Here is a 19,748-nt window from a genome sequence, read left to right as displayed (position 1 = left end):
TATATCACCGCCTATAATTTTGTGGAAAAAATAGAATCAGACTGACCTTCTCCAATTTTCCCCTGATTCCCATAAGTTGTAACTCTATTTTGATTTGGTGTTAATGCGAACTTAATAGCTCTTATATAATGTAGTGATTGTTTAGTTAATATATTATTTGTCACGTTTTTTTCCTTAATGCTACTGCATATCTTCTTAAGAGATTCTACATCCTCACTTGATATATGTCCCTTTTCAATTATATCGTCTATTTCCATATCTCCCTTTAACGTAAGTCTTTTTTCTTCCAACAGAGATATTTTCTTAATTACTACTCTTTTTTCTTCTACAATTCTTAAAAGGTCATCACTCTTATTATTAATAAGAATATCCCTTTCCTCACTTAGAATTGACTCTAATTCCTTAAAGGACTCTAAAAGATACTTATATATTTCACTTAAAGTTATCTCCATCTATACACCTCTTTTTATATCCTTTATAATAGCCTTTGCAAGGTCTTCACTAGCAACCTTATATGTTCCGTTTTTTACTTTATCTTTAATTTCATATATTCTGTCATTTACTAATTCAATATCTTTATACTCTTCAATAAACTTTGAAATTTCTTTCCCCGCTGATGAAATTTCAATTCTATCATTTCCTGCAACGTTTACTTTATTAGCTTTAATATTATTTGCACTATTAAAATATGCATTTATAACAACGTTATTCTTACCTTCAATTTTCATTTCAAGCACTCCTTTACAAACCTTTAACCTACTTATTATATCGAATAAATCATGTATTAGTTAACCCTAAAGTAATAATAATTCAAAATGTAAAAGAGTCTACAGGCTAATCCTGTAAACTCTTTACTCTATCTACACTATTAATTATATTTGTTATTCTCACACCGAAGTTTTCATCTATTACAACTACTTCTCCAAGTGCTACCCTTTTACCATTTACCAAAATCTCTACAGGTTCTTCAGTTAACTTATCAAGTTCTATTAATGAACCTGTTCCAAGATCAAGTATTTCCTGAATAGTTCTCTTACATCTTCCAAGAACTACTGAAATCTCAAGTGGAACATCTAGTATAAGATCAATATTTTTAGTATCATGGGTCTCTATTGCTTGAAGTGGTGCAAACTCTGCTCTTTGAACAGGTGCATCACGGTTAATTGAATTTGAAACAGGCATATCTACCCTTGGAGCCTGTACAGGAGCTCGAGATGCTGCTGCTTCTTGCACTGGCTCTATAACCGGCTCTAAAGCAATCTCTGGCTCTGGCTCACTTGAACCACCTGTCATCGTGTTAATAATTGAATTTGCAGTATCAAGTCTAAGTATCAGCATTATTTCACTATCAACATGTTCTTCAATAGTTAATCTAAATGCTATCTTAACAATTTCCTCATTTTCATCAACATGTTCTGCTAAGTTATCATTTGCTGATCTCCAAACCCTTGATGTTGGAGGAGATATATTAACTGGGAATCCAAGCATTGTTGAAAGAGATGTTGCTGATGAACCTATCATTTGGTTCATAGCCTCAGCAACTGCACTTAGCTCAAGTTCTGTAAGTTCTACAGGCTCTTCAATATTGCCGTCTGACCCCATCATTAAACTTGCAATAACAGCTGCATCTGTTATTTTCATTATTAAAAGATTCGCTCCTGTTAACCCTTCCGTATATAGAACTTCAAGGGCAACCATTGGAACCTGCATATTCTCTTTAATTGAGTTAATACTTATTAATGATACCTTAGGTGTAGTAATATTAACCTTCTTACTTAATATTGTTGATAGGGCTGTGGATGCTGATCCCATAGATATATTCCCTATTTCACCAAGTAAATCTTTATCACTTTCTTTTATTACATCACTAGAAGTTGATTCAGCAGCTTTCGCATCTTCCTTACTAACCGAGGAATCTCCGCCTAATAGAGCGTCAATTTCCTCTTGTGAAAGTAGTCCATCATTCATTGTCTTCCACATCCTTATCTAAAATTTCTACTATTTGTACACCTGTTTTTCTTCCTATATTACCAGGATAAACTTTAAAGTGTTTTCTTCCTTCAACAAACATACTTAATGGTTCATTAATCTTTTGATTAAGTGATATACAATCTCCAACTCTTAAGTGTAAAAAGTCATTTACATTTAATGTACACTTTCCAAGTTCTACATGTGAGTTAAGACCAACTCCTTGAATTTTCTTTTCCATCTGCTTTTTATGTTCTGCATCCTTATTAGATGCAACAGAAGCTTTATACTGGAAAATAAGCTTTTCTAAGAACTTTTCTATTGATATATATGGTATACACATATTTATAAAACTCTTATTATTTGAAAGTTCAACTGACATAGTAATAATAGTTACAGGCTCATTAGGCGCCATAACCTGATTTAAAACTGGGTTTGTTTCAAGTCCATCAACTCTAACTTCAATATCCATGATATCTTCCCAAGCAACGTTTAGGTTCTCAAGAAGCTTTTCATTAATACGTCTTATTACGTTTTTTTCAATATCAGTAAACTCTCTTGATTTTGCCCCACTTGTACCTTGTCCACCAAATAAAATATCAATTACCTGAAAAACAAACTGTGGTCCCGTCTCAAATAAAAATGGACCAGAGAATGGATCTAAATAATAAGTCATTAATATTGTAGGATTCGGTATTGAATGTATAAACTCTTCAAATGTTATTTGTTCTGTGTTTAAAACATTTATTTGGACAGAAGTCCTTAAGTGAGCTGCTAAATAATTTGATGCAATTCTAGCAAAATTATCGTGAACTCTTTCAAGTGTTTTTGTATGATCTTTAGAAAACTTATTTGGTCTTTTAAAGTCGTACTTCTTTACCTTCTGCTTTTCCTCATGTACATCTTCTTCTATCCCAATTTCACCTGTGGATAAAGCTGCCAGGAGGGCATCTATTTCACTTTGTGATAAAACTTCACTCACTGTTTTCCCTCCTTACCTACTGTTCTAGAAGTACTTCCCCCTCTAAAAGTGTTACAACACTATCTTTAAAGTTTATAACTCCCTTTATATAAGCTGAAGCGTCATTTGCCTTCTCTAGCATATCGTAGGATATGTCTACAACCTCATGTACGCTATCAACCATTATTCCTACCTTTTCATCATCAATTTCTATAATAATAATATTATCTTCCTCTTTGATGTTTTCCATATTTAGATAAGACTTAAGGTCTATTACTGAGATAATGCTTCCTCTTAAGTTTGCAAGCCCCTTAATATAAAACGGCGCTGTTGGTACCTTTGTAATTGTCATCATTTTTTCTATTCCATGTACAATTCTTGTTTCTAATGCAAACTTTTCGTTTCCAAGTGTAAATACTACTACTTGCACGATCCTCACTCCTATCCAAGAACTTTTTTGAATGATTCAATAACCCTCTCTGGTTGGAATGGCTTAACTATAAAGTCCTTAGCTCCTGACTTAATAGCCTCCATAACCATAGCTTGTTGTCCCATTGCTGAACACATAATTATTGTTGCTGATGGGTCTATTGATTTTATTTCTTTTAATGCCTGAATTCCATCCATTTCTGGCATTGTTATATCCATTGTTACCACATCTGGTCTTTCTACTTTATATAATTCGACAGCCTTTAATCCGTTTGGTGCCTCACCTATAACTTCATATCCATTCTTTGTTAAAATATCCTTTAACATCATTCTCATAAACGCTGCGTCATCCACAATTAATACCTTTGGCATTTTATACCCTCCTTAATTTCTGTTAGCTACTCTGTACCGGACTAGTTAAGTCCAAGTTTTGTAAGAATTTTATCTAGAGAACCAGGCTTTGGTACATAGAATATACTTCCACCTGACTCTTTGTTATCTTCATCTATAAAGTTGGTATCTATTGATAACACATAATCACTATACTGCTCTGCATCTAAAAAAGTAGTTGTTAGAACTGCTATTACCATATCAGTTGCAACTGCTGGTACGGAAGTAACAAGATTTAATCCTGCTATTTGTGATATCGCACCAATATATGAATTACCTATAATGTTTCCTATTTCTTGGAACAGCGAGTATGCCATGTCCTCAGGTACATTTTCATATCCTTCAAGTATTGAACTTGAAATTTCCCTTGATTTCTTTTCGTCCATTACAAATAAAATATTTCCTGGTGCATCTCCATAAACCTTTAGAAGAACTGCTACAACAATTTCCTCTTCACTTCCAAGCTTTTTAACAATACTATCCATTGGTACTATATCTACCATAGGAACCATCATGTCTATTTTCTTATTTAGTATCTGTGAAAGTGCTGTTGCTGCATTACCTGCACCAATATTTCCAACTTCCTTTAGGGCATCTAGCTGCATGTCATTTAAAGTTTTATCCAAAATATCACCTACTTTACACTAAGGCTGCTACATCTAAGATTAATGTTACAAGACCATCACCAAGCACTGTAGCTCCTACATATTCTTTTAGGTTCTGCAGAGTTTTACCCATAGACTTTATTACTATTTCCTGCTGGCCATAAAGGTCATCAACTAAAAGTCCTACGGTTTTTTCACCTACATTAACCATAACTAGGAATTTCTCCTCTTGGTCTGATTCATCAAGACTTAATCTTTCAGCAACCCTAACTATAGGTATAACATTATCTCTATAAATAATTATTTCCTTGTTATTTGTTCTCTTTATATCCTTAACATTTATATTTATAACCCTATCAATAAATCCAAGTGATATGGCAAATGTTTCTTCTTGAACCTTTATTAAAAGCGCTTGAATTATAGATAGTGTTAACGGTAGTCTAATTATTATTGCAGACCCTTGTCCCACTTCACTAACAACTTCAATGCTTCCACCAATAGCTGAAATTTTCGTTCTAACAACGTCCATTCCAACTCCTCTACCTGAAACATCTGTTACCTGTTCACTTGTACTAAATCCTTGCATAAATATAAGTGCCCTAATATCGTTGTCGGACATTCCTACAGTATCTATACCCAGGCTTTCAGCTTTTCTTTTTACTTTTTCTACATCAATTCCCTTACCATCGTCTTCAACTCTAATAATGGCTTTGTTTCCTTCTTGATAAGCTATTAGTTTAATAGTACCCTCAGCACTCTTTCCAGACTTAATTCTATCCTCAACTGATTCAATACCATGATCAGCAGCATTTCTTATAAGGTGAACAAGTGGCTCTCCGATTTCATCTATTACAGTTCTATCAAGTTCTGTTGTTTCCCCTTCAATAATAAGGTTAATGCTCTTTGATAATTCATTAGCAAGATCACGAACAAGTCTTGGGAATCTATTAAACACCCTTTCAACCGGAAGCATTCTAACCTTCATAACAAGATCTTGTAGGTCAGAACTTATAATCCCTACCTGCTCTAAAGTTTCATGAAGATCTGTTAGCTTATAGTTAGCACTTAACTGTTCTAGTCTTGTTCTGTGCATTACAAGTTCACCAACAAGGTTCATAAACTTATCTAGTCTTTCAAGATCAACTCTTACAGATTGATTAACCTTTTTAGCTCCCTTTTCTTCTTCCTTACCCTTTTTAGGTGAAGCTTTACTTTCAGCGTTCTTATTGTTTGATTGGTTTTCAGTTACTTCTTCAACTTCTTCCTTTTCGTCTTCAATTTCTAATATTAAAACCTCTTCAAGTTCTGACACAGTTTCCATTGACTTTAAAACATCTTCCTTTGACTTTTCAGTTATTAAAACTACGCCAAATTCATTTTCAAAGTTTTCCTGTTCTAAGTCCTCAGTTGAAGGTGTACATTTTACTATTTCACCTAAATCCTCAAGGGTCTTATATGCAAGGTATGCCCTTGCTGACTTTAATAAACAATCTTTATATATTCTAATAGTAATCTGATAAACATTATAATTTTTCTCCTTAGATTCAATTATAATATTTTTCTCATACTCATTTAACTCAAAAAGTTCACTTGAGCTTTGCTGAGGAACTTCAATACTTTCATAAGATGGAGCTACTCCTGGTATCCCTTCCCCCTTATCAATAGATATAAGCGTATTTATAAGCTCACTATAATCTATCTTCTCATCAATGCCCTGCTGAACATTGTGTACCATCTGCTCTAGTGTGTCTAGACACTTAAAAAGTACTGTTACAACATCTGATGTAACCTTTAGTTCATCATGTCTAAATTTATCTAGTACATTCTCCATTTTATGAGTTAAATCAGCTATATCAGCAAATCCCATACTTCCAGCCATACCTTTTAAGGTATGAGCAACTCTAAATATTGAGTTTATTGTATCTTTGTCTTCTGGATTCCCCTCTAATTCTAATATTCCCTGATTAAGATTTTCTAAATTCTCTAAAGATTCTTCTAAGAAGATATCTAAGTATTGGGACATATCCATAATTAATTCCCCCCTGGCTTTTTATATATAAATGTTGCTGCTTTCTCAAATCCAATATCTCTATAATTATAGATACTTTCTGTAGCACCTACAAACAAAAGCCCACCTGGATTTAAAGCCTCATAAAACTTTTCATAGATTTCTCTCTTTGCATCTTGAGTAAAGTATATAACAACATTTCTGCAAACTATTAAATCGAAACCTTTTTCATATTTATCAAGTATCAAATCATGTTTCTTAAAAGTTACCTTATTTTTGATTTCATCCTTAATAATATAATTTTCGTCTTTTTTCACAAAATATTTATCCAAAATATTTCCATCTACATTTTTTACGTCATTTTTTAGATAAATACCATCCTTAGCCTTCTTTAATATATTTAAATCTATATCTGTTGCTAGAATATTGTGCTTCTTACCCTTTGTAAGGTTTTCCATTATAATTGCAAGTGTATAGGGTTCTGCACCATAGGAACAAGCTGCACTCCATATTTTAAGAGTGTTTTTTTCAGGTTTTAATCTTGTTTTTATTTCTTTTTCTAGCTGTATAAACATATCTTTGTTTCTAAAAAACTCTGAAACATTTATTGTTAGATGATCTTGAAACTTCTTAGATATTTTTTCATCCTTTGAAAGTATGCTTATAAACTCTGATTCTGTTTTAGCACCTACCCTTTGCATAAAATTTTCAACTCTTCTATATAGCTGCTTTGATTTATATGCTTTAAGATCAATTCCATAAGTTTTTTTAACGAAGTCTTCTATTTTAGCAAAGTCCATTTTATTTCCCCCTTATAACTCTGATTATTTCAGTAGAAATTTCACCATAAGGAAGAATACAATCTACACACCCTGTTTCATATGCTGCTTTTGGCATTCCATATACTATTGATGTAGCCTCATCTTGAGAAATTGTATATCCACCTGAACCCTTAATATTCCTTATACCTATAGCACCATCCTTACCCATTCCAGTACAAATACATGCTATAAGAGCACCTCCATATACCGCTGCTGCAGATTCAAAAAGCTTGTCTACCGCTGGCCTTACTCCGTGAACTGGAGGGGTAACTTCTAATGAAATTCTATCCTTACTCTTTAATACCATATGATATCCGCCTGGAGCTATATATATAGTGTTTTTCTCTATTTTCTCATTATCTACTGCCTCTACAACCTTCATATCACTGCTTTTATTAACTCTCTCAGCAAATGCCTTTGTAAATCCTTTTGGCATATGCTGAACAACAAATACAGGTACCTGAAGCGTTTTAGGTAGTGCTGTTAATATCTCAAATAATACCTTAGGACCACCAGTAGATGCTCCTATAACAACAGCCTTAACATCCTTTGAAAAAGCTACTGATGAATTTCTCCTTTGTACAGGAGGTCTTTCTGATATAACCTTAGTTACAACCTTTTTTCTTGCACTACTTGCATATCGAATTTTTTCTGATAAATCCTTTGATAATATTTCTATATCTAAGGATATTGCACCTGAAGGTTTTTGAAGAAAATCAAATGCTCCTTCTTTAAGACATTCCATTGTCGTCTTAGACCCTTCAGCTGTTAAACTACTTAAAACTATAACCTCACATGTTGTCTTCTTTTTAATTTCCTTAAGAGCCTCAAGTCCGTTTAATTTTGGCATTTCAACATCAAGTGTTATAACATCTGGGCTAAGCTTAATTGACTTTTCTATAGCCTCTATTCCATTTCTTGCAACATCAATAACTTCCATATCTTTTTGAGAGTTTATCATATCAGATATTGCTTTTCTCATAAACGCAGAATCATCTACAACTAAAACTCTTATATTTTTAAACATAAACTACAACTCCTTAGTCCCCTTGCCGACAGTTCTTATAAAAACCTTTCCTGTATCAGACTCTATTATCATAGTTCTTCCTGAACTACCTCCTAAGTCTTCTGCCATAATAGGGATATTCATCTTTGCTAAAATTTCTTTAACAGATAAACCATTCCTCTTCCCTATATCTGCTATAGAACTTTTGTCTCCAAATGAGAACATACTAGCTCCTCCTGCTATTTTAGCCCTAATATTTCTTTTATTAGCACCTTTTTTCAGCATTGCTTCTAGCAATGAGGGAAGAGCTAAATCTGCAAATTTCAAAGGATTAGATTGATTAGAAAATCCTATGCTACTTGGAAGCATTATATGTGCTAGCCCTGCTATTTTGTTTGATGAATCATACAAAGCAATTCCAACACATGAGCCAAGGCCTAGGGTTATTATTTTGTCTGGAGGAGTAGCAACATTTAAGTCGCCAATCCCTACTTTTATTTCGTTTTTATCCATACCCTACTTCTCCAATTATAATTAGTTTATAAATTATTGTTATATGCTCCAATATTATCTATATTTAATAATACATCAGTATCTAATAATACTATTATTCTATTATCCTTCTTTAGTACAGACTTAATATACTTATTAGCCTCTCTCTTTGTTATAATAGGTGCATCCTCTAGTTTTTCTGATTCTATATCTAAAACTTCGACTACCATATCTACACATATACCTGCATATGCACTTTGTCCCTTTAGAACAATTATTTTACTTTCTTCATCGTAGTCTGTTTCACTTAGATGAAATCTTTTCTTTACATCTACAACAGGCAATACAATATCCTGGTAATCAATTATTCCCTTTATACACTCATGTGAATCTGGAACCTTTGTTGGTTGAATATATTCTAAAATTCTTTCAACCTGCATTATATCTGCAGCATATTCTTCGTTATTAATCTTAAAAATAACAACTTTACAGTTTTTCATATTATCCCCCTCTTTAACCTAAAGCTTAAACTTTTCTACAACTAGGTCACCATCTTTAACAAAGACCTTAACCTTCTTTAGCCCCTCATCTACATAGTAATTAAATCCACCTACCATAAATAAGGTATTGTGATAAACAGTTTCTGCTTCTATAACTCCATCTAAGTCTGTTTTAATAATGCTTTTTACTCCTGCAACACTACCTATCTCTCTAATTTTTACACCTTTTTTACCATACACAGTACCAGATCTGAATGTTCCTGGCATTCCTTCTATTATAATTTCGCCTTCTGCTTCAATTTCTGTACAGTAGCATCCTTTTCCGTTTATATACACACTTCTAGATGAATATACCTTAGAATTTTGAGAATAGCTCATATATACATCTGCAGATGTTTCCGTTATATTATATGATTCTAAAAATCTTCCTATATCTCTTTGAATATCGTTAAAAAGATCAAATTCAACCTGATTTTCGTCTATTATATCCATATATACCTTAAAAAACTTTCCAATAAGCTCTTTTATCTCAATAGACATTTTAAGCTGAATATATTCTTTACGTATTTCCTTGAATTTTAGCTTTTGTTCAATAAACTTTGAGTCTATAACCTTTTTACCTATAATTGACTTAGGTATATTCCTAGCTTTTTGTCCCATAATATTCTGAAGCTTCTCTGTCAGTTCTATAAAATTATCTAAAAATATATTTATATCACTTAAAATTTCAATATACTTTAATTCATTTAGTTGCACATTACCAACCTTAACTGAAGAAGCTATTAAATTTCCTCTTATTTTAAGATCTCCCTTTGAATGAAGGCTCGCTTCTAATACAGACCCTCCAATAATTATAGACCCTCCAGCACTTAATTTCATACCTTCCTTAACGTCTCCATTTACTACAATATCACCATCAAACTCGATATTACCTATTTTAAGGTCTGCATCACCTTGTACTTGAAATATTGGTAAAACTGATATTTTACCACCAATTACACATGGTCTTCCACTTGTATCAGCAAATACTTCTGTAGCATCATCATTAAGCCTTGCCCCTACTCCAGTTTTTAGTGATATATCTTTTTTAGGCTTAATAGTTGTTTTCCCACCTAAAACATCCATACCATCTACACCATTTTTTCCAACTTCAAGCTTTGCAATTATAACATCCTTATCAACAGACTCAATCTCTTCTATACTGTAATAATCGACTTTTCCATTTACTTCTACATGCTTTCTTTTATCTTGTACGTTAAAAAAGTAAACAATTTTGTCATTTACGCTCTTAATACTTTCTATTCCCTTAGCAACTATTCCACTACGATTTTTAATAGCCTCTTCGATTAAAGCATCATCAATACCAAATATTACTCTTCTTTTAACCAGCTCTACTTTTATTTCTTGGACTGTATAACTTTCCTCATCATTTAATTTTCTTTCAGCAGTTTTAATTTCTATTACTTCACCTGGCTCACTATCTAAAATTTCATAACTTATAGTTGGAGATGATAGAATATCTACTTTCACCTGCATTTTATCCTCTGATATGCTAATATCTAACTTCTTAACCTTAGCCTTAGTTTTACCTTCCACTTCTACTGTATCTTCACCTTTAACATATATATCATTATTAACGGGGGTACCATTTACTTTAATTTGAACCTTAGATGATGACTTAATCAAAACTTCTCCGTCACCTTCATGAAAAATGAATTGTTTATTTCTTATTTCCCCTTTAGCACTTCTCTTAAGTATAAACACTTCTACCTCATATTCTTTTTTAAAGAATCCTACCTTTTTCTCATTAACCTTATACTCTAATTCATCAATTGATTTTCCTAAATGCTCCTCTGCCTTTTTCTTAGCTTCATCTAAGCTCTTACCAGTAAAAATCATTAATATCCCCCCTTATTTACTCACATAACATTGCTATATTACATAATATTATATTTAACTGAAAATAAATCCAATTTTCTCTTTTATACTATTATATCAAATTTTTTTATTATCTTGTTAATTTAAATTAATTTTCATAAATATTAAAGAGCTACCAGAATATTCTAGTAGCTCTTCTTATTAAAGTTGTGAAATTTTCTTATATAAACTGTATGTTTCATCCATATCCTTCTTAACCTTATCAAAAAGTTCATCTGCAACATCTGGGTTTATTTTAAACAGTGATGCATATCTAACTTCTCCCATTAAGAACTCCTTAAGATCACCTATTGGCTCCTTAGAATCTAATTGGAATGGATTCTTTCCTTCTTCCTTAAGCTCTGGATTAAATCTATATAAATGCCAATAACCAGATTCTACAGCTCTCTTAGCCTCATCAAGACCTTCTTCCATACCAGCCTTAAGACCTTGATTAATACATGGTGAGTAAGCAATTACTATAGATGGTCCATTATACTTCTCCGCTTCAACTAAAGCCTTCATTAACTGGTTTTTATCTGCTCCAAGTGCAACCTGTGCAACATAAACATAACCATATGACATAGCCATAAGACCAAGGTTCTTCTTTCCTGTTTTCTTACCTGAAGCTGCAAACTGTGCTATAGCAGCTGCTGGAGTTGCCTTAGATGATTGACCACCTGTATTAGAATAAACCTCTGTATCTAGAACTAAAATGTTTACATCGTTTCCTGATGCTATAACATGGTCAAGTCCTCCATAACCTATATCATAGGCCCATCCATCTCCACCTATCATCCACTGTGAACGCTTAACAAGATATTTTTTGTATTTTAGAATATCTAAAGCAATTTCCTTACTTTCCTTGTTTTCATTTATAATAGATTCAAGTAGTAGTATTAAGCTATCTGTAACTGCCCTTGTATTCGCCTTATTATCAAAGTTTTCAAGGTATGCTTCTATAATAGCCTTATCTCCTGAGTATAAATCTCTAAGACTTTCTACCTTATCCTTTACTCTATCTCTTATAGTTTCTGCGCCTAAATGCATTCCAAGTCCAAATTCAGCATTGTCTTCAAATAATGAATTTGCCCAGGCAGGTCCTTGCCCACAACTATTTTCTGTATATGGTGTAGCTGGTGCACTAGCCCCAAATATTGAAGAACATCCAGTAGCATTAGCTATCATCATTCTATCTCCAAATAATTGTGTAATAAGCTTAATATATGGCGTCTCTCCGCAACCTGCACAAGCTCCCGAGAACTCAAATAAAGGTTGATTAAACTGACTTCCCTTTATAGTAGAAGCTAACATTGGATTATCTTTTTTAGATAACTCTCTAGCATAGTCAAAATTATTTTGTTCATCCATTTGACTTTCTACTGACTCCATTACTAATGCCTTTTGCTTAGCAGGACAAGCTGTAACGCAGTGGTTACATCCTGTACAATCTGCAACACTAACATTAATGCTATAGTTTAATCCTTCAAATGCCTTTCCACCAATAGCCTTTTTCATCTTAAATCCTTCTGGTGCATTTGTTGACTCTTCCTCATTTAAAAGTGCAGGTCTAATTACTGCATGAGGACAAACAAAAGCACATTGATTACACTGAATACAATTTTCAGGTATCCACTTAGGAACAATCTTTGATATATATCTTTTCTCATAAGCAGCTGTTCCATGTGGGAATGTACCATCTTCTATTCCATTAAATGCGCTTACTGGAAGTTTATCACCATTAAGTGCATTCATAGGTTCTAGAATTTCCTTAATAAATTTAGGTCTTTTATCCTCTAAAACCTCATCCTCAAGGTTTATCCACTCTTTTTTAACTTCTACTTCCTCAATAGAGTTAACAGCCATATCAATTGCTGTGTTATTCATATTAACTATTTTTTCACCCTTACGAGCGTAATTTTTAACAACAGCGTCCTTTAGATAACTAACAGCATCTTCTATAGGAATAATTCCTGATAGTTTAAAGAATGCTGTTTGCATTATCATGTTAATTCTCTTGCCAAGACCAACCTCTTCAGCAATAGATGCAGCATTTATAATATAGAACTTAACATTTTTTCTAGCAAGTTCTCTTTTAATTTTTGTATTTAACTTTCTTTCAAGCTTTTCTCTATCCCAAGGACAGTTAAGTAGGAATACTCCCCCTTCCTTAATACCCTCAAGAAGGTCATACTTATAAATATATGATGGTTGGTGACATGCAATAAAGTCTGCATTAATAATAAGGTACGGAGCCTTTATTTGTCTTGTACCAAATCTTAAGTGTGATATTGTAACCCCACCTGACTTTTTAGAGTCATATGAGAAATACCCCTGTGCATAAAGGTCTGTATTATCTCCTATAATCTTAATTGTACTCTTATTAGCTCCAACAGTTCCATCAGAACCAAGTCCAAAGAACTTGCATGACTTAATACTATCCCCTATAACGTCTATTTCAATTTCACTTTCAAGTGAAGTATTAGTTACATCATCAACTATACCTATAGTAAATCCTTTTTTAGGTGAGTCTGACTCTAAATTCTTAAATACTGATAGTATTTGTCCTGGGGTAGTATCTTTTGAACCTAGTCCATATCTACCTCCAACTACAACCGGTCTTATATCACTATCATATAAAGCACTACGAATATCTTCGAATAGAGGCTCCCCAATTGAACCTGGTTCCTTTGTTCTATCTAGCACAGCAATTTTCTTAACTGATGCTGGTATTGCCTTTAAAAGGTGAGCCGTTGAGAAAGGTCTAAATAGTCTAACCTTTATAAGACCTACCTTTTCACCCTTACTTCTTAAATAATCTATTGTTTCCTCAATAGTGTCACAAATCGAACCCATAGCTATGATAACTCTGTCTGCTTCACTATCTCCATAATAATCAAATAAATTATATTTTCTACCTGTAATATCGTAAATCTTATCCATATACTCCTCTACAATAGCTGGAATGTTATTGTAGAATTTATTAGATGCTTCTCTTCCCTGGAAATAAATATCAGGATTTTGAGCTGTTCCACGAGTTGCAGGTGAATCTGGTGATAAAGCTCTATCTCTAAAGCCTTGAAGTGCATCCTTATCAAGTAATGACTCTAAATCACTGTAATCAATACACTCTATCTTTTGAATTTCGTGTGATGTTCTAAACCCATCAAAAAAATGTAAAAATGGAAGACTTCCCTTAATAGCTGAAAGATGTGCAACTGATGCCATATCCATTGCTTCTTGAGGGTTGTTAGAACAAAGCATTGAAAACCCTGTTTGTCTTGCAGCCATAACATCTTGATGGTCACCAAATATTGATAATGCATGTGCTGCAATTGCTCTAGCACTTACATGGAATACTGCAGGTAGCAGTTCTCCTGCCATTTTATACATATTAGGGATCATTAATAGTAGTCCCTGTGATGCTGTATATGTTGTTGTTAACGTACCAGTTTGAAGTGAACCGTGAACTGTTGCAGCTGCACCAGCTTCTGATTGCATTTCTACAACATTAACCTTTTTTCCAAATATATTTTCTCTTCCCTTAGAGCTCCACTCGTCAACAAGCTCAGCCATAGTAGAGGAAGGTGTTATCGGATATATTGCAGCGGCTTCTGTAAATGCATATGAAACATATGCAGTAGCTTCATTACCGTCTATTGTTTTTATGATTTTACTCATTTAAAAACCTTCTTTCTTATACTGAGAATTTATTAATAATTATTATCCATGATATCATATTATTATTAAAAAAAACACCTTTTATTTAGTAGGAATTAAATAAAAACAATGGAGCCATAATAGCTCCAATTACACTTTGACATATTATTTTTATCCTTTTCTTATAAGCATTGTCCATCCACATATAATGTCTTTTTCATCTTTAAGTGTTAATAGGTCTATTTTATAATTTACTATATTTTCGTCTACTACTAATTTAATTTCTTTATAAATATCAACTGATGGAATATCGTAGATAAGGTCCATATCCAGAATTTCAATAAGTCTTAAGGAATTAAAATCATCTCCTATTCTAATATCCTCTTTTAGAATATCTTTTGCAAGATTGTTAAACTTTCTTACAACTCCATTTATATCAAAAACAATAAGTCCAGCTTCTATATTCGAAACTAACTTGCTTATTATTATTCTATTTAGACTTTCCTCATCCCTACATAGTTTAAGTTCCTGAATAACTCCATCTTTTTCGTATTCAAGTGACTCAAACCTTTTTTTAAGTTTTTCATTGTAGTAAGCAACAACAAATATTATTACCATTACTAATATAAATATAATAAAAAGAACACTAAGTATAACCTTCAATATACTCCCATTTTCTTCGTATATATTAGAGAACCACTTATTATAAATTTCATCATATTCCCCTGATGATTTCATCTTACTAAGTCCCTCATTAATAATTTTTATACTTTCTCCATTGGACTTACTAGATACAATGCAATAGTCATTTCTAAGAAGTGGGCTTCCACTTACCCTTGTTTTATCTAGTGCATTCATTCTTTGTAGATAATAAATAGAGGTTAATTTATTTCCAACAAAGGCATCTACCTTCTTATCTATTAATAATTTTAATGCTTCATGCTGATCCCTTGTTCCCATTTTATTAATTTCAACAGATGATAATACTTCTTCAGCAAGGTCAGATGTTTGATATGATACCTTTTTACCTGTAAGGTCAAGTACTGATTCAATATCCTTATTATCTTTAAGTGTAATTATTACATAGTCATTTTCTATAATAGGATCTGAAAATACAAACTTCTCATTTCTATTTCCACTATTTGTCATTCCTTGTATTAAATCAATTTCACCCTTTTCAAGGGCTTTAATAGCCATATCCCAAGGCATAGGTATAAGCTCTATCTTCATGCCTTGTACCTTTGCTATCTTTTTAATTATTTCAACATTATACCCTGTATATATTCCGTTTTTATCTATGTACTCATATGGAGGATAATTTATATCCCCAGCAACTTTAATAACTTTTTTACTCTCAGCTAGTGTTACAACACTAAAACCAAGTGAAAGGATCATTATTAACGTAAATATTAAAAATAAGGCTTTTTTTGTACCCCTCACAATATCACCTCTTATTTTAATTGTTTCCTATGTCCTTTTTCAAAGTGTCTACTTCTACTGACTTAACTTATATATACATATGGATATATTGGTTATAATATTACACCTTTTTTAGCAAGTTCGTCTGCTACATCATTATACTTATCTCCACTATGGGCCTTTACTTTAACAAACTTAACCCTAAGTCCTTTTTCCTTATATTCTAAATATGTTTTTCTATATTTTTGTGTACCTTCTTTATTAGTCTTCCACTCCCCAGTACACCATTTTTCAATTCCCATATAATCAAAATGTAGTATTAAATCCTTTACTCCATTATCAAGACAATATTTCATACAATACTCTGCTGCCTTAATTTCTCCTGCAACATTTCTCATAGAAAGTAAACTTTCATCTACTCCACAAATACTCTTTTCATGTATTACTTCTCCATTTTTAAGTATTACAATTCCAGAGCCAAATCTCTTAATTGAATCCTCATAACTACCATCAACATATCCAACTAGACAATTTTCATCGTATATTTCTACTTCTTCTCCTCCGTTAATAAATACATCTGCTTCTTCTTTTGTTTTAAAGCTTTTAAATTCTGCTCCTTTAAAACCTTTAACCTGCTTTTCACATTCAGCCCAGGTATTAAATACACCTACTGAATACCCTTTTCTAACTGCATAGAATTTACCCATAATATAATCTCCTTACACTTTATAAGTAATACTTTATATTTTAACATAAAAAAGATAAGGTAAATATTCAATATTAAATATTTACCTTATCTTTTTATTTTAATATTTCTCCATTTATACCCTTTAAAAAACTGGATTCTACTGGCACGTCATAGGATAAAGGTTTAATTTTATATCCACTCTCTTTAAGCTTCTTAATGATTCCACTTAAGGCCTCTACAGTTGTTGTTTTAGCCGGTGCATCATGAAATAAAATTATAGGGTATTTTTGCTTTAAAGCTTCGTTTAATGTATTTTTTACTATTACCCCTTCCTTTTGCTTTACTTTAGATGCATCTGTAGAGTCTACAGTCCAGTCAAAATATCTATATCCCATAGACTCAACCTCATTTGATAAACATTCCATAAAGCTATTATCCCGTGAGTTAGAATACCTTCTATTTATAGTATTATTAGACCCTCCAGGAAATCTTAAAAGATTAATTCTATATCCTGTTTCCGTAAATATTAAACTATCAAGCTTTTTAATATCCTCAATAAATGCATACTTTGAGGTATAAACATCCTCATAAGTGTGACTATATGTATGATTACCAATAGCATGCCCTTCATTAACCATTCTTTTATACATATTTACCGCAAATTCACTATTATTTCCATTTACAAAGAAGGTAGACTGTACATTTTCCTTCTTCAATATATCTAAGATTTTTTCTGTGTTTTTTGAAGGCCCATCATCAAATGTTAAAAAAGCAACCTTATTAATCCTATATTCTTCTAGATTATCAGTACTAACTCTATTAAAGGTGGTTTCAATTTTCCCACTCTGAGTAGCAATGTTTTCCTTATCATGTCTACTACAAGATAATAGTGTGGTTACTGTCAATAACATAAACAATAATTTAAACTTTTTTCCCAAGTACTCCCCCCCTATGCAAGTTGGTAGCACTATTATAAAACAAAAATGAGGTAGCGTAGCTACCCCATTTTTTATACCATAAACTTTAGTATAAACAGTACTGATAATATATACGTAAATATTGGTACTTCTTTATACTTGCCTGTTGCTACCTTTAATATAACGTATGAAATAACTCCGAAAACTATTCCATCTGCAATGCTAAAGCTTAGAGGCATTATTAATATTGTTAAGAATGCTGGTATTGCCTCAACAAAATTATTAAGGTCTATATCTTTAATAGGTTCAAGCATAAATAAACCTACTGCAATTAACGCAGGTGCTGTTGCCGCTGCTGGTATCATCATAAATAATGGTGATAGGAATAAACTTAGTATAAACATACCTGCAACTGCTACTGCAGTAAGACCTGTCTTTCCACCTTCTGAAATACCTGAAGCACTTTCAACATATGCTCCTACTGCACTTGTACCTAGACATGCTCCAAAAGTTGTTCCAACCGCATCTGCTAGTAATGCCTTTTTAGCATTAGGCACATTCCCCTTCTCATCAAGCATATTAGCCTTTGTACTAACACCAACAAGTGTACCTATAGTATCAAACATGTCCATGAATAATAGTGTAAATAATGCTATTGCCATATCCATTGTAAATATCTGTGTCCACTCAAATTGCATAAAAGTAGGTCCAAGTGATGGTGGCATTGATGCTATAGCATCTGGCATTTGAGTTATTCCCATTGGAATGCCAATAATAGTTGTAATTACTATACCAATTAACAATGCTCCCCTTACCTTACGAGCAAGTAATATACTTGTTACAATAACACCAATAAGTGAAAGTAAAACTCCCATATCTCCAAGATCACCAAGTTGAACTATTGTACTATTTTCAACATGGATAACAATATTTGCATTATCAAGACCTATAAAAGCAATTAAAAGTCCTATTCCTACTGCAATTGCTTTTTTAAGATTGTTCGGTATACAACCGATAATAGCTTCTCTTATATTAAATACAGTTAATAAAATAAATATGATTCCTTCTAATAAAACAGCTGTAAGTGCAAACTGCCATGTATGTCCCATACCAATAACAATAGTATAAGCAAAGAAAGCATTAAGTCCCATAGCAGGTGCTGCTGCAAATGGAAGCTTTGCATAAATACCAATTAATAATGTTGTAACAATAGTAGCTACAGCTGTTGCAGTAAATACCGCTCCAAAGTCCATACCTGCATCTGCAAGAATACTTGGATTAACAACCAGTATGTAAGCCATTGTCATAAATGTAGTTATACCTGCTAAAACCTCTGTTTTAACTGTAGTATTATTCTTCTTTAACTCAAAATATTTCTCGAACATTTTTCTCTCCTCTTTCGTCAATTTTCGACTGCTATTAAATATTATCAGAGCATACTACTATCGTCAATACTATTTCCGAAACTTTTTCTTACTTTCTTATAAATATTTTACCTTTACCCCTATATAACAACTATTAATCACTACATTCACTTTTCAATGTTCGTTATATCGCTAAAAATAAAAAAACAGAGACCATTTCGGTCTCTATTCCTGCCATATCCACTTATCTACATTTGTAAGTGCTTTATTTATTTCATCTACGCTTACTTCCATATACTTTGCTAAGTTTTCCTTAACTTCACTATCTCTTACAATGTCATTTGGTCTTTTTTCTGATTCCTCTATAAAAAATTGATTATATGCTTCTACTATTTTCTGATCATTTTCAGATGGTTTTAACTTCCAGTTAACCTCTTTTAGATTATTCACTTCAGTCATTTTATCGTATTCACCTGGTGATACAAGTACTCCCTTACTAAAGTCTCCTTCAGGAGCAAATATGTACTTTCCAAGCGGTGGCATAGCACCTACACCCTCAGCATACTTCCCATCATAAAATAAAATCTGTATACTCTTAAAAGG

19 protein-coding genes are annotated in these 19,748 nt (G+C 32.5%); all 19 read right to left on the bottom strand.

Translation table 11 applies throughout. The annotated features are described in order from the left end of the window. Positions 1-11 precede the first annotated feature (11 nt). Positions 12-452, bottom strand: a complete 441-nt coding sequence (locus RR539_RS04110) for a flagellar protein FlgN (protein WP_332473732.1) — start codon at positions 450-452, stop codon at positions 12-14. Then, positions 453-728 carry a flagellar biosynthesis anti-sigma factor FlgM gene (locus RR539_RS04105; RefSeq protein ID WP_332483457.1) on the bottom strand — a complete coding sequence of 92 codons (276 nt, stop codon included), beginning with the start codon at positions 726-728 and terminating at the stop codon, positions 453-455. 106 nt (positions 729-834) lie between these two features. After that, complete coding sequence (gene fliY / locus RR539_RS04100) at positions 835-1,968, bottom strand: flagellar motor switch phosphatase FliY (RefSeq protein WP_332473734.1); 1,134 nt, start codon at positions 1,966-1,968, stop codon at positions 835-837. Beyond that, positions 1,961-2,950, bottom strand: coding sequence for a flagellar motor switch protein FliM (fliM, locus tag RR539_RS04095; RefSeq protein WP_332473735.1), 990 nt, complete (start codon positions 2,948-2,950; stop codon positions 1,961-1,963). Before fliM ends, fliY begins: the two co-directional genes overlap by 8 nt. 16 nt (positions 2,951-2,966) lie before the next feature. Next, on the bottom strand, positions 2,967-3,359 hold the full coding sequence (locus RR539_RS04090) for a chemotaxis protein CheW (RefSeq protein ID WP_332473736.1): 393 nt from the start codon (positions 3,357-3,359) through the stop codon (positions 2,967-2,969). 11 nt (positions 3,360-3,370) lie between these two features. After that, a complete protein-coding gene (locus RR539_RS04085) occupies positions 3,371-3,730 on the bottom strand; it encodes a response regulator (RefSeq protein WP_332473737.1) in 360 nt (119 codons plus the stop codon). A 41-nt stretch (positions 3,731-3,771) separates the two neighbouring features. Then, positions 3,772-4,374 carry a chemotaxis protein CheC gene (locus RR539_RS04080; protein WP_332473738.1) on the bottom strand — a complete coding sequence of 201 codons (603 nt, stop codon included), beginning with the start codon at positions 4,372-4,374 and terminating at the stop codon, positions 3,772-3,774. Positions 4,375-4,387: 13 nt separating this feature from the next. Continuing rightward, positions 4,388-6,382, bottom strand: coding sequence for a chemotaxis protein CheA (locus tag RR539_RS04075; RefSeq protein ID WP_332473739.1), 1,995 nt, complete (start codon positions 6,380-6,382; stop codon positions 4,388-4,390). A gap of 2 nt (positions 6,383-6,384) precedes the next feature. Beyond that, entirely contained in the window at positions 6,385-7,161 is a 777-nt protein-coding gene (locus RR539_RS04070; RefSeq protein WP_332473740.1) for a CheR family methyltransferase, read from the bottom strand. 1 nt (position 7,162) lies between these two features. Continuing rightward, a complete protein-coding gene (locus RR539_RS04065; protein ID WP_332473741.1) occupies positions 7,163-8,209 on the bottom strand; it encodes a protein-glutamate methylesterase/protein-glutamine glutaminase in 1,047 nt (348 codons plus the stop codon). A 3-nt stretch (positions 8,210-8,212) separates the two neighbouring features. Further along, positions 8,213-8,701 carry a chemotaxis protein CheD gene (locus RR539_RS04060; protein WP_332473742.1) on the bottom strand — a complete coding sequence of 163 codons (489 nt, stop codon included), beginning with the start codon at positions 8,699-8,701 and terminating at the stop codon, positions 8,213-8,215. Between the two features lie 26 nt (positions 8,702-8,727). Beyond that, a complete protein-coding gene (locus RR539_RS04055) occupies positions 8,728-9,180 on the bottom strand; it encodes a chemotaxis protein CheW (RefSeq protein ID WP_332473743.1) in 453 nt (150 codons plus the stop codon). Between the two features lie 18 nt (positions 9,181-9,198). Beyond that, positions 9,199-11,079 (bottom strand): FapA family protein, encoded by a 1,881-nt coding sequence (locus RR539_RS04050; protein ID WP_332483456.1) that lies wholly within the window; start codon positions 11,077-11,079, stop codon positions 9,199-9,201. A gap of 180 nt (positions 11,080-11,259) precedes the next feature. Continuing rightward, positions 11,260-14,778 (bottom strand): pyruvate:ferredoxin (flavodoxin) oxidoreductase, encoded by a 3,519-nt coding sequence (nifJ, locus tag RR539_RS04045; protein ID WP_332500222.1) that lies wholly within the window; start codon positions 14,776-14,778, stop codon positions 11,260-11,262. A gap of 150 nt (positions 14,779-14,928) precedes the next feature. Then, on the bottom strand, positions 14,929-16,197 hold the full coding sequence (locus RR539_RS04040; RefSeq protein WP_332473746.1) for a transporter substrate-binding domain-containing protein: 1,269 nt from the start codon (positions 16,195-16,197) through the stop codon (positions 14,929-14,931). Between the two features lie 92 nt (positions 16,198-16,289). Beyond that, positions 16,290-16,883 carry a ribonuclease H family protein gene (locus RR539_RS04035; RefSeq protein ID WP_332473747.1) on the bottom strand — a complete coding sequence of 198 codons (594 nt, stop codon included), beginning with the start codon at positions 16,881-16,883 and terminating at the stop codon, positions 16,290-16,292. Between the two features lie 94 nt (positions 16,884-16,977). Next, positions 16,978-17,802 carry a polysaccharide deacetylase family protein gene (locus tag RR539_RS04030; protein WP_332500221.1) on the bottom strand — a complete coding sequence of 275 codons (825 nt, stop codon included), beginning with the start codon at positions 17,800-17,802 and terminating at the stop codon, positions 16,978-16,980. Positions 17,803-17,873: 71 nt separating this feature from the next. Next, positions 17,874-19,166 carry an NCS2 family permease gene (locus RR539_RS04025; protein WP_332473749.1) on the bottom strand — a complete coding sequence of 431 codons (1,293 nt, stop codon included), beginning with the start codon at positions 19,164-19,166 and terminating at the stop codon, positions 17,874-17,876. 204 nt (positions 19,167-19,370) lie between these two features. Beyond that, on the bottom strand, positions 19,371-19,748 hold a 378-nt coding region (locus RR539_RS04020), incomplete at its 5' end, for a hypothetical protein (RefSeq protein ID WP_332473750.1).

Source organism: Clostridium sp. (assembly GCF_036639235.1).
In the GTDB taxonomy this organism is placed as follows: Bacteria; Bacillota; Clostridia; order Clostridiales; family Caloramatoraceae; genus Clostridium_AB.
This window is presented reverse-complemented; position numbering and strand designations above follow the sequence as displayed.

Coding starts and splice junctions, on each gene's coding strand:
- RR539_RS04055 (WP_332473743.1), bottom strand. CDS start 9,180: ATGAAAAACTGTAAAGTTGTTATTTTTAAGATTAATAACGAAGAATAT.
- fliY (WP_332473734.1), bottom strand. CDS start 1,968: ATGAATGATGGACTACTTTCACAAGAGGAAATTGACGCTCTATTAGGC.
- nifJ (WP_332500222.1), bottom strand. CDS start 14,778: ATGAGTAAAATCATAAAAACAATAGACGGTAATGAAGCTACTGCATAT.
- RR539_RS04085 (WP_332473737.1), bottom strand. CDS start 3,730: ATGCCAAAGGTATTAATTGTGGATGACGCAGCGTTTATGAGAATGATG.
- RR539_RS04060 (WP_332473742.1), bottom strand. CDS start 8,701: ATGGATAAAAACGAAATAAAAGTAGGGATTGGCGACTTAAATGTTGCT.
- RR539_RS04035 (WP_332473747.1), bottom strand. CDS start 16,883: ATGGGTAAATTCTATGCAGTTAGAAAAGGGTATTCAGTAGGTGTATTT.
- RR539_RS04050 (WP_332483456.1), bottom strand. CDS start 11,079: ATGATTTTTACTGGTAAGAGCTTAGATGAAGCTAAGAAAAAGGCAGAG.
- RR539_RS04025 (WP_332473749.1), bottom strand. CDS start 19,166: ATGTTCGAGAAATATTTTGAGTTAAAGAAGAATAATACTACAGTTAAA.
- RR539_RS04065 (WP_332473741.1), bottom strand. CDS start 8,209: ATGTTTAAAAATATAAGAGTTTTAGTTGTAGATGATTCTGCGTTTATG.
- RR539_RS04070 (WP_332473740.1), bottom strand. CDS start 7,161: ATGGACTTTGCTAAAATAGAAGACTTCGTTAAAAAAACTTATGGAATT.
- RR539_RS04075 (WP_332473739.1), bottom strand. CDS start 6,382: ATGGATATGTCCCAATACTTAGATATCTTCTTAGAAGAATCTTTAGAG.
- RR539_RS04105 (WP_332483457.1), bottom strand. CDS start 728: ATGAAAATTGAAGGTAAGAATAACGTTGTTATAAATGCATATTTTAAT.
- RR539_RS04110 (WP_332473732.1), bottom strand. CDS start 452: ATGGAGATAACTTTAAGTGAAATATATAAGTATCTTTTAGAGTCCTTT.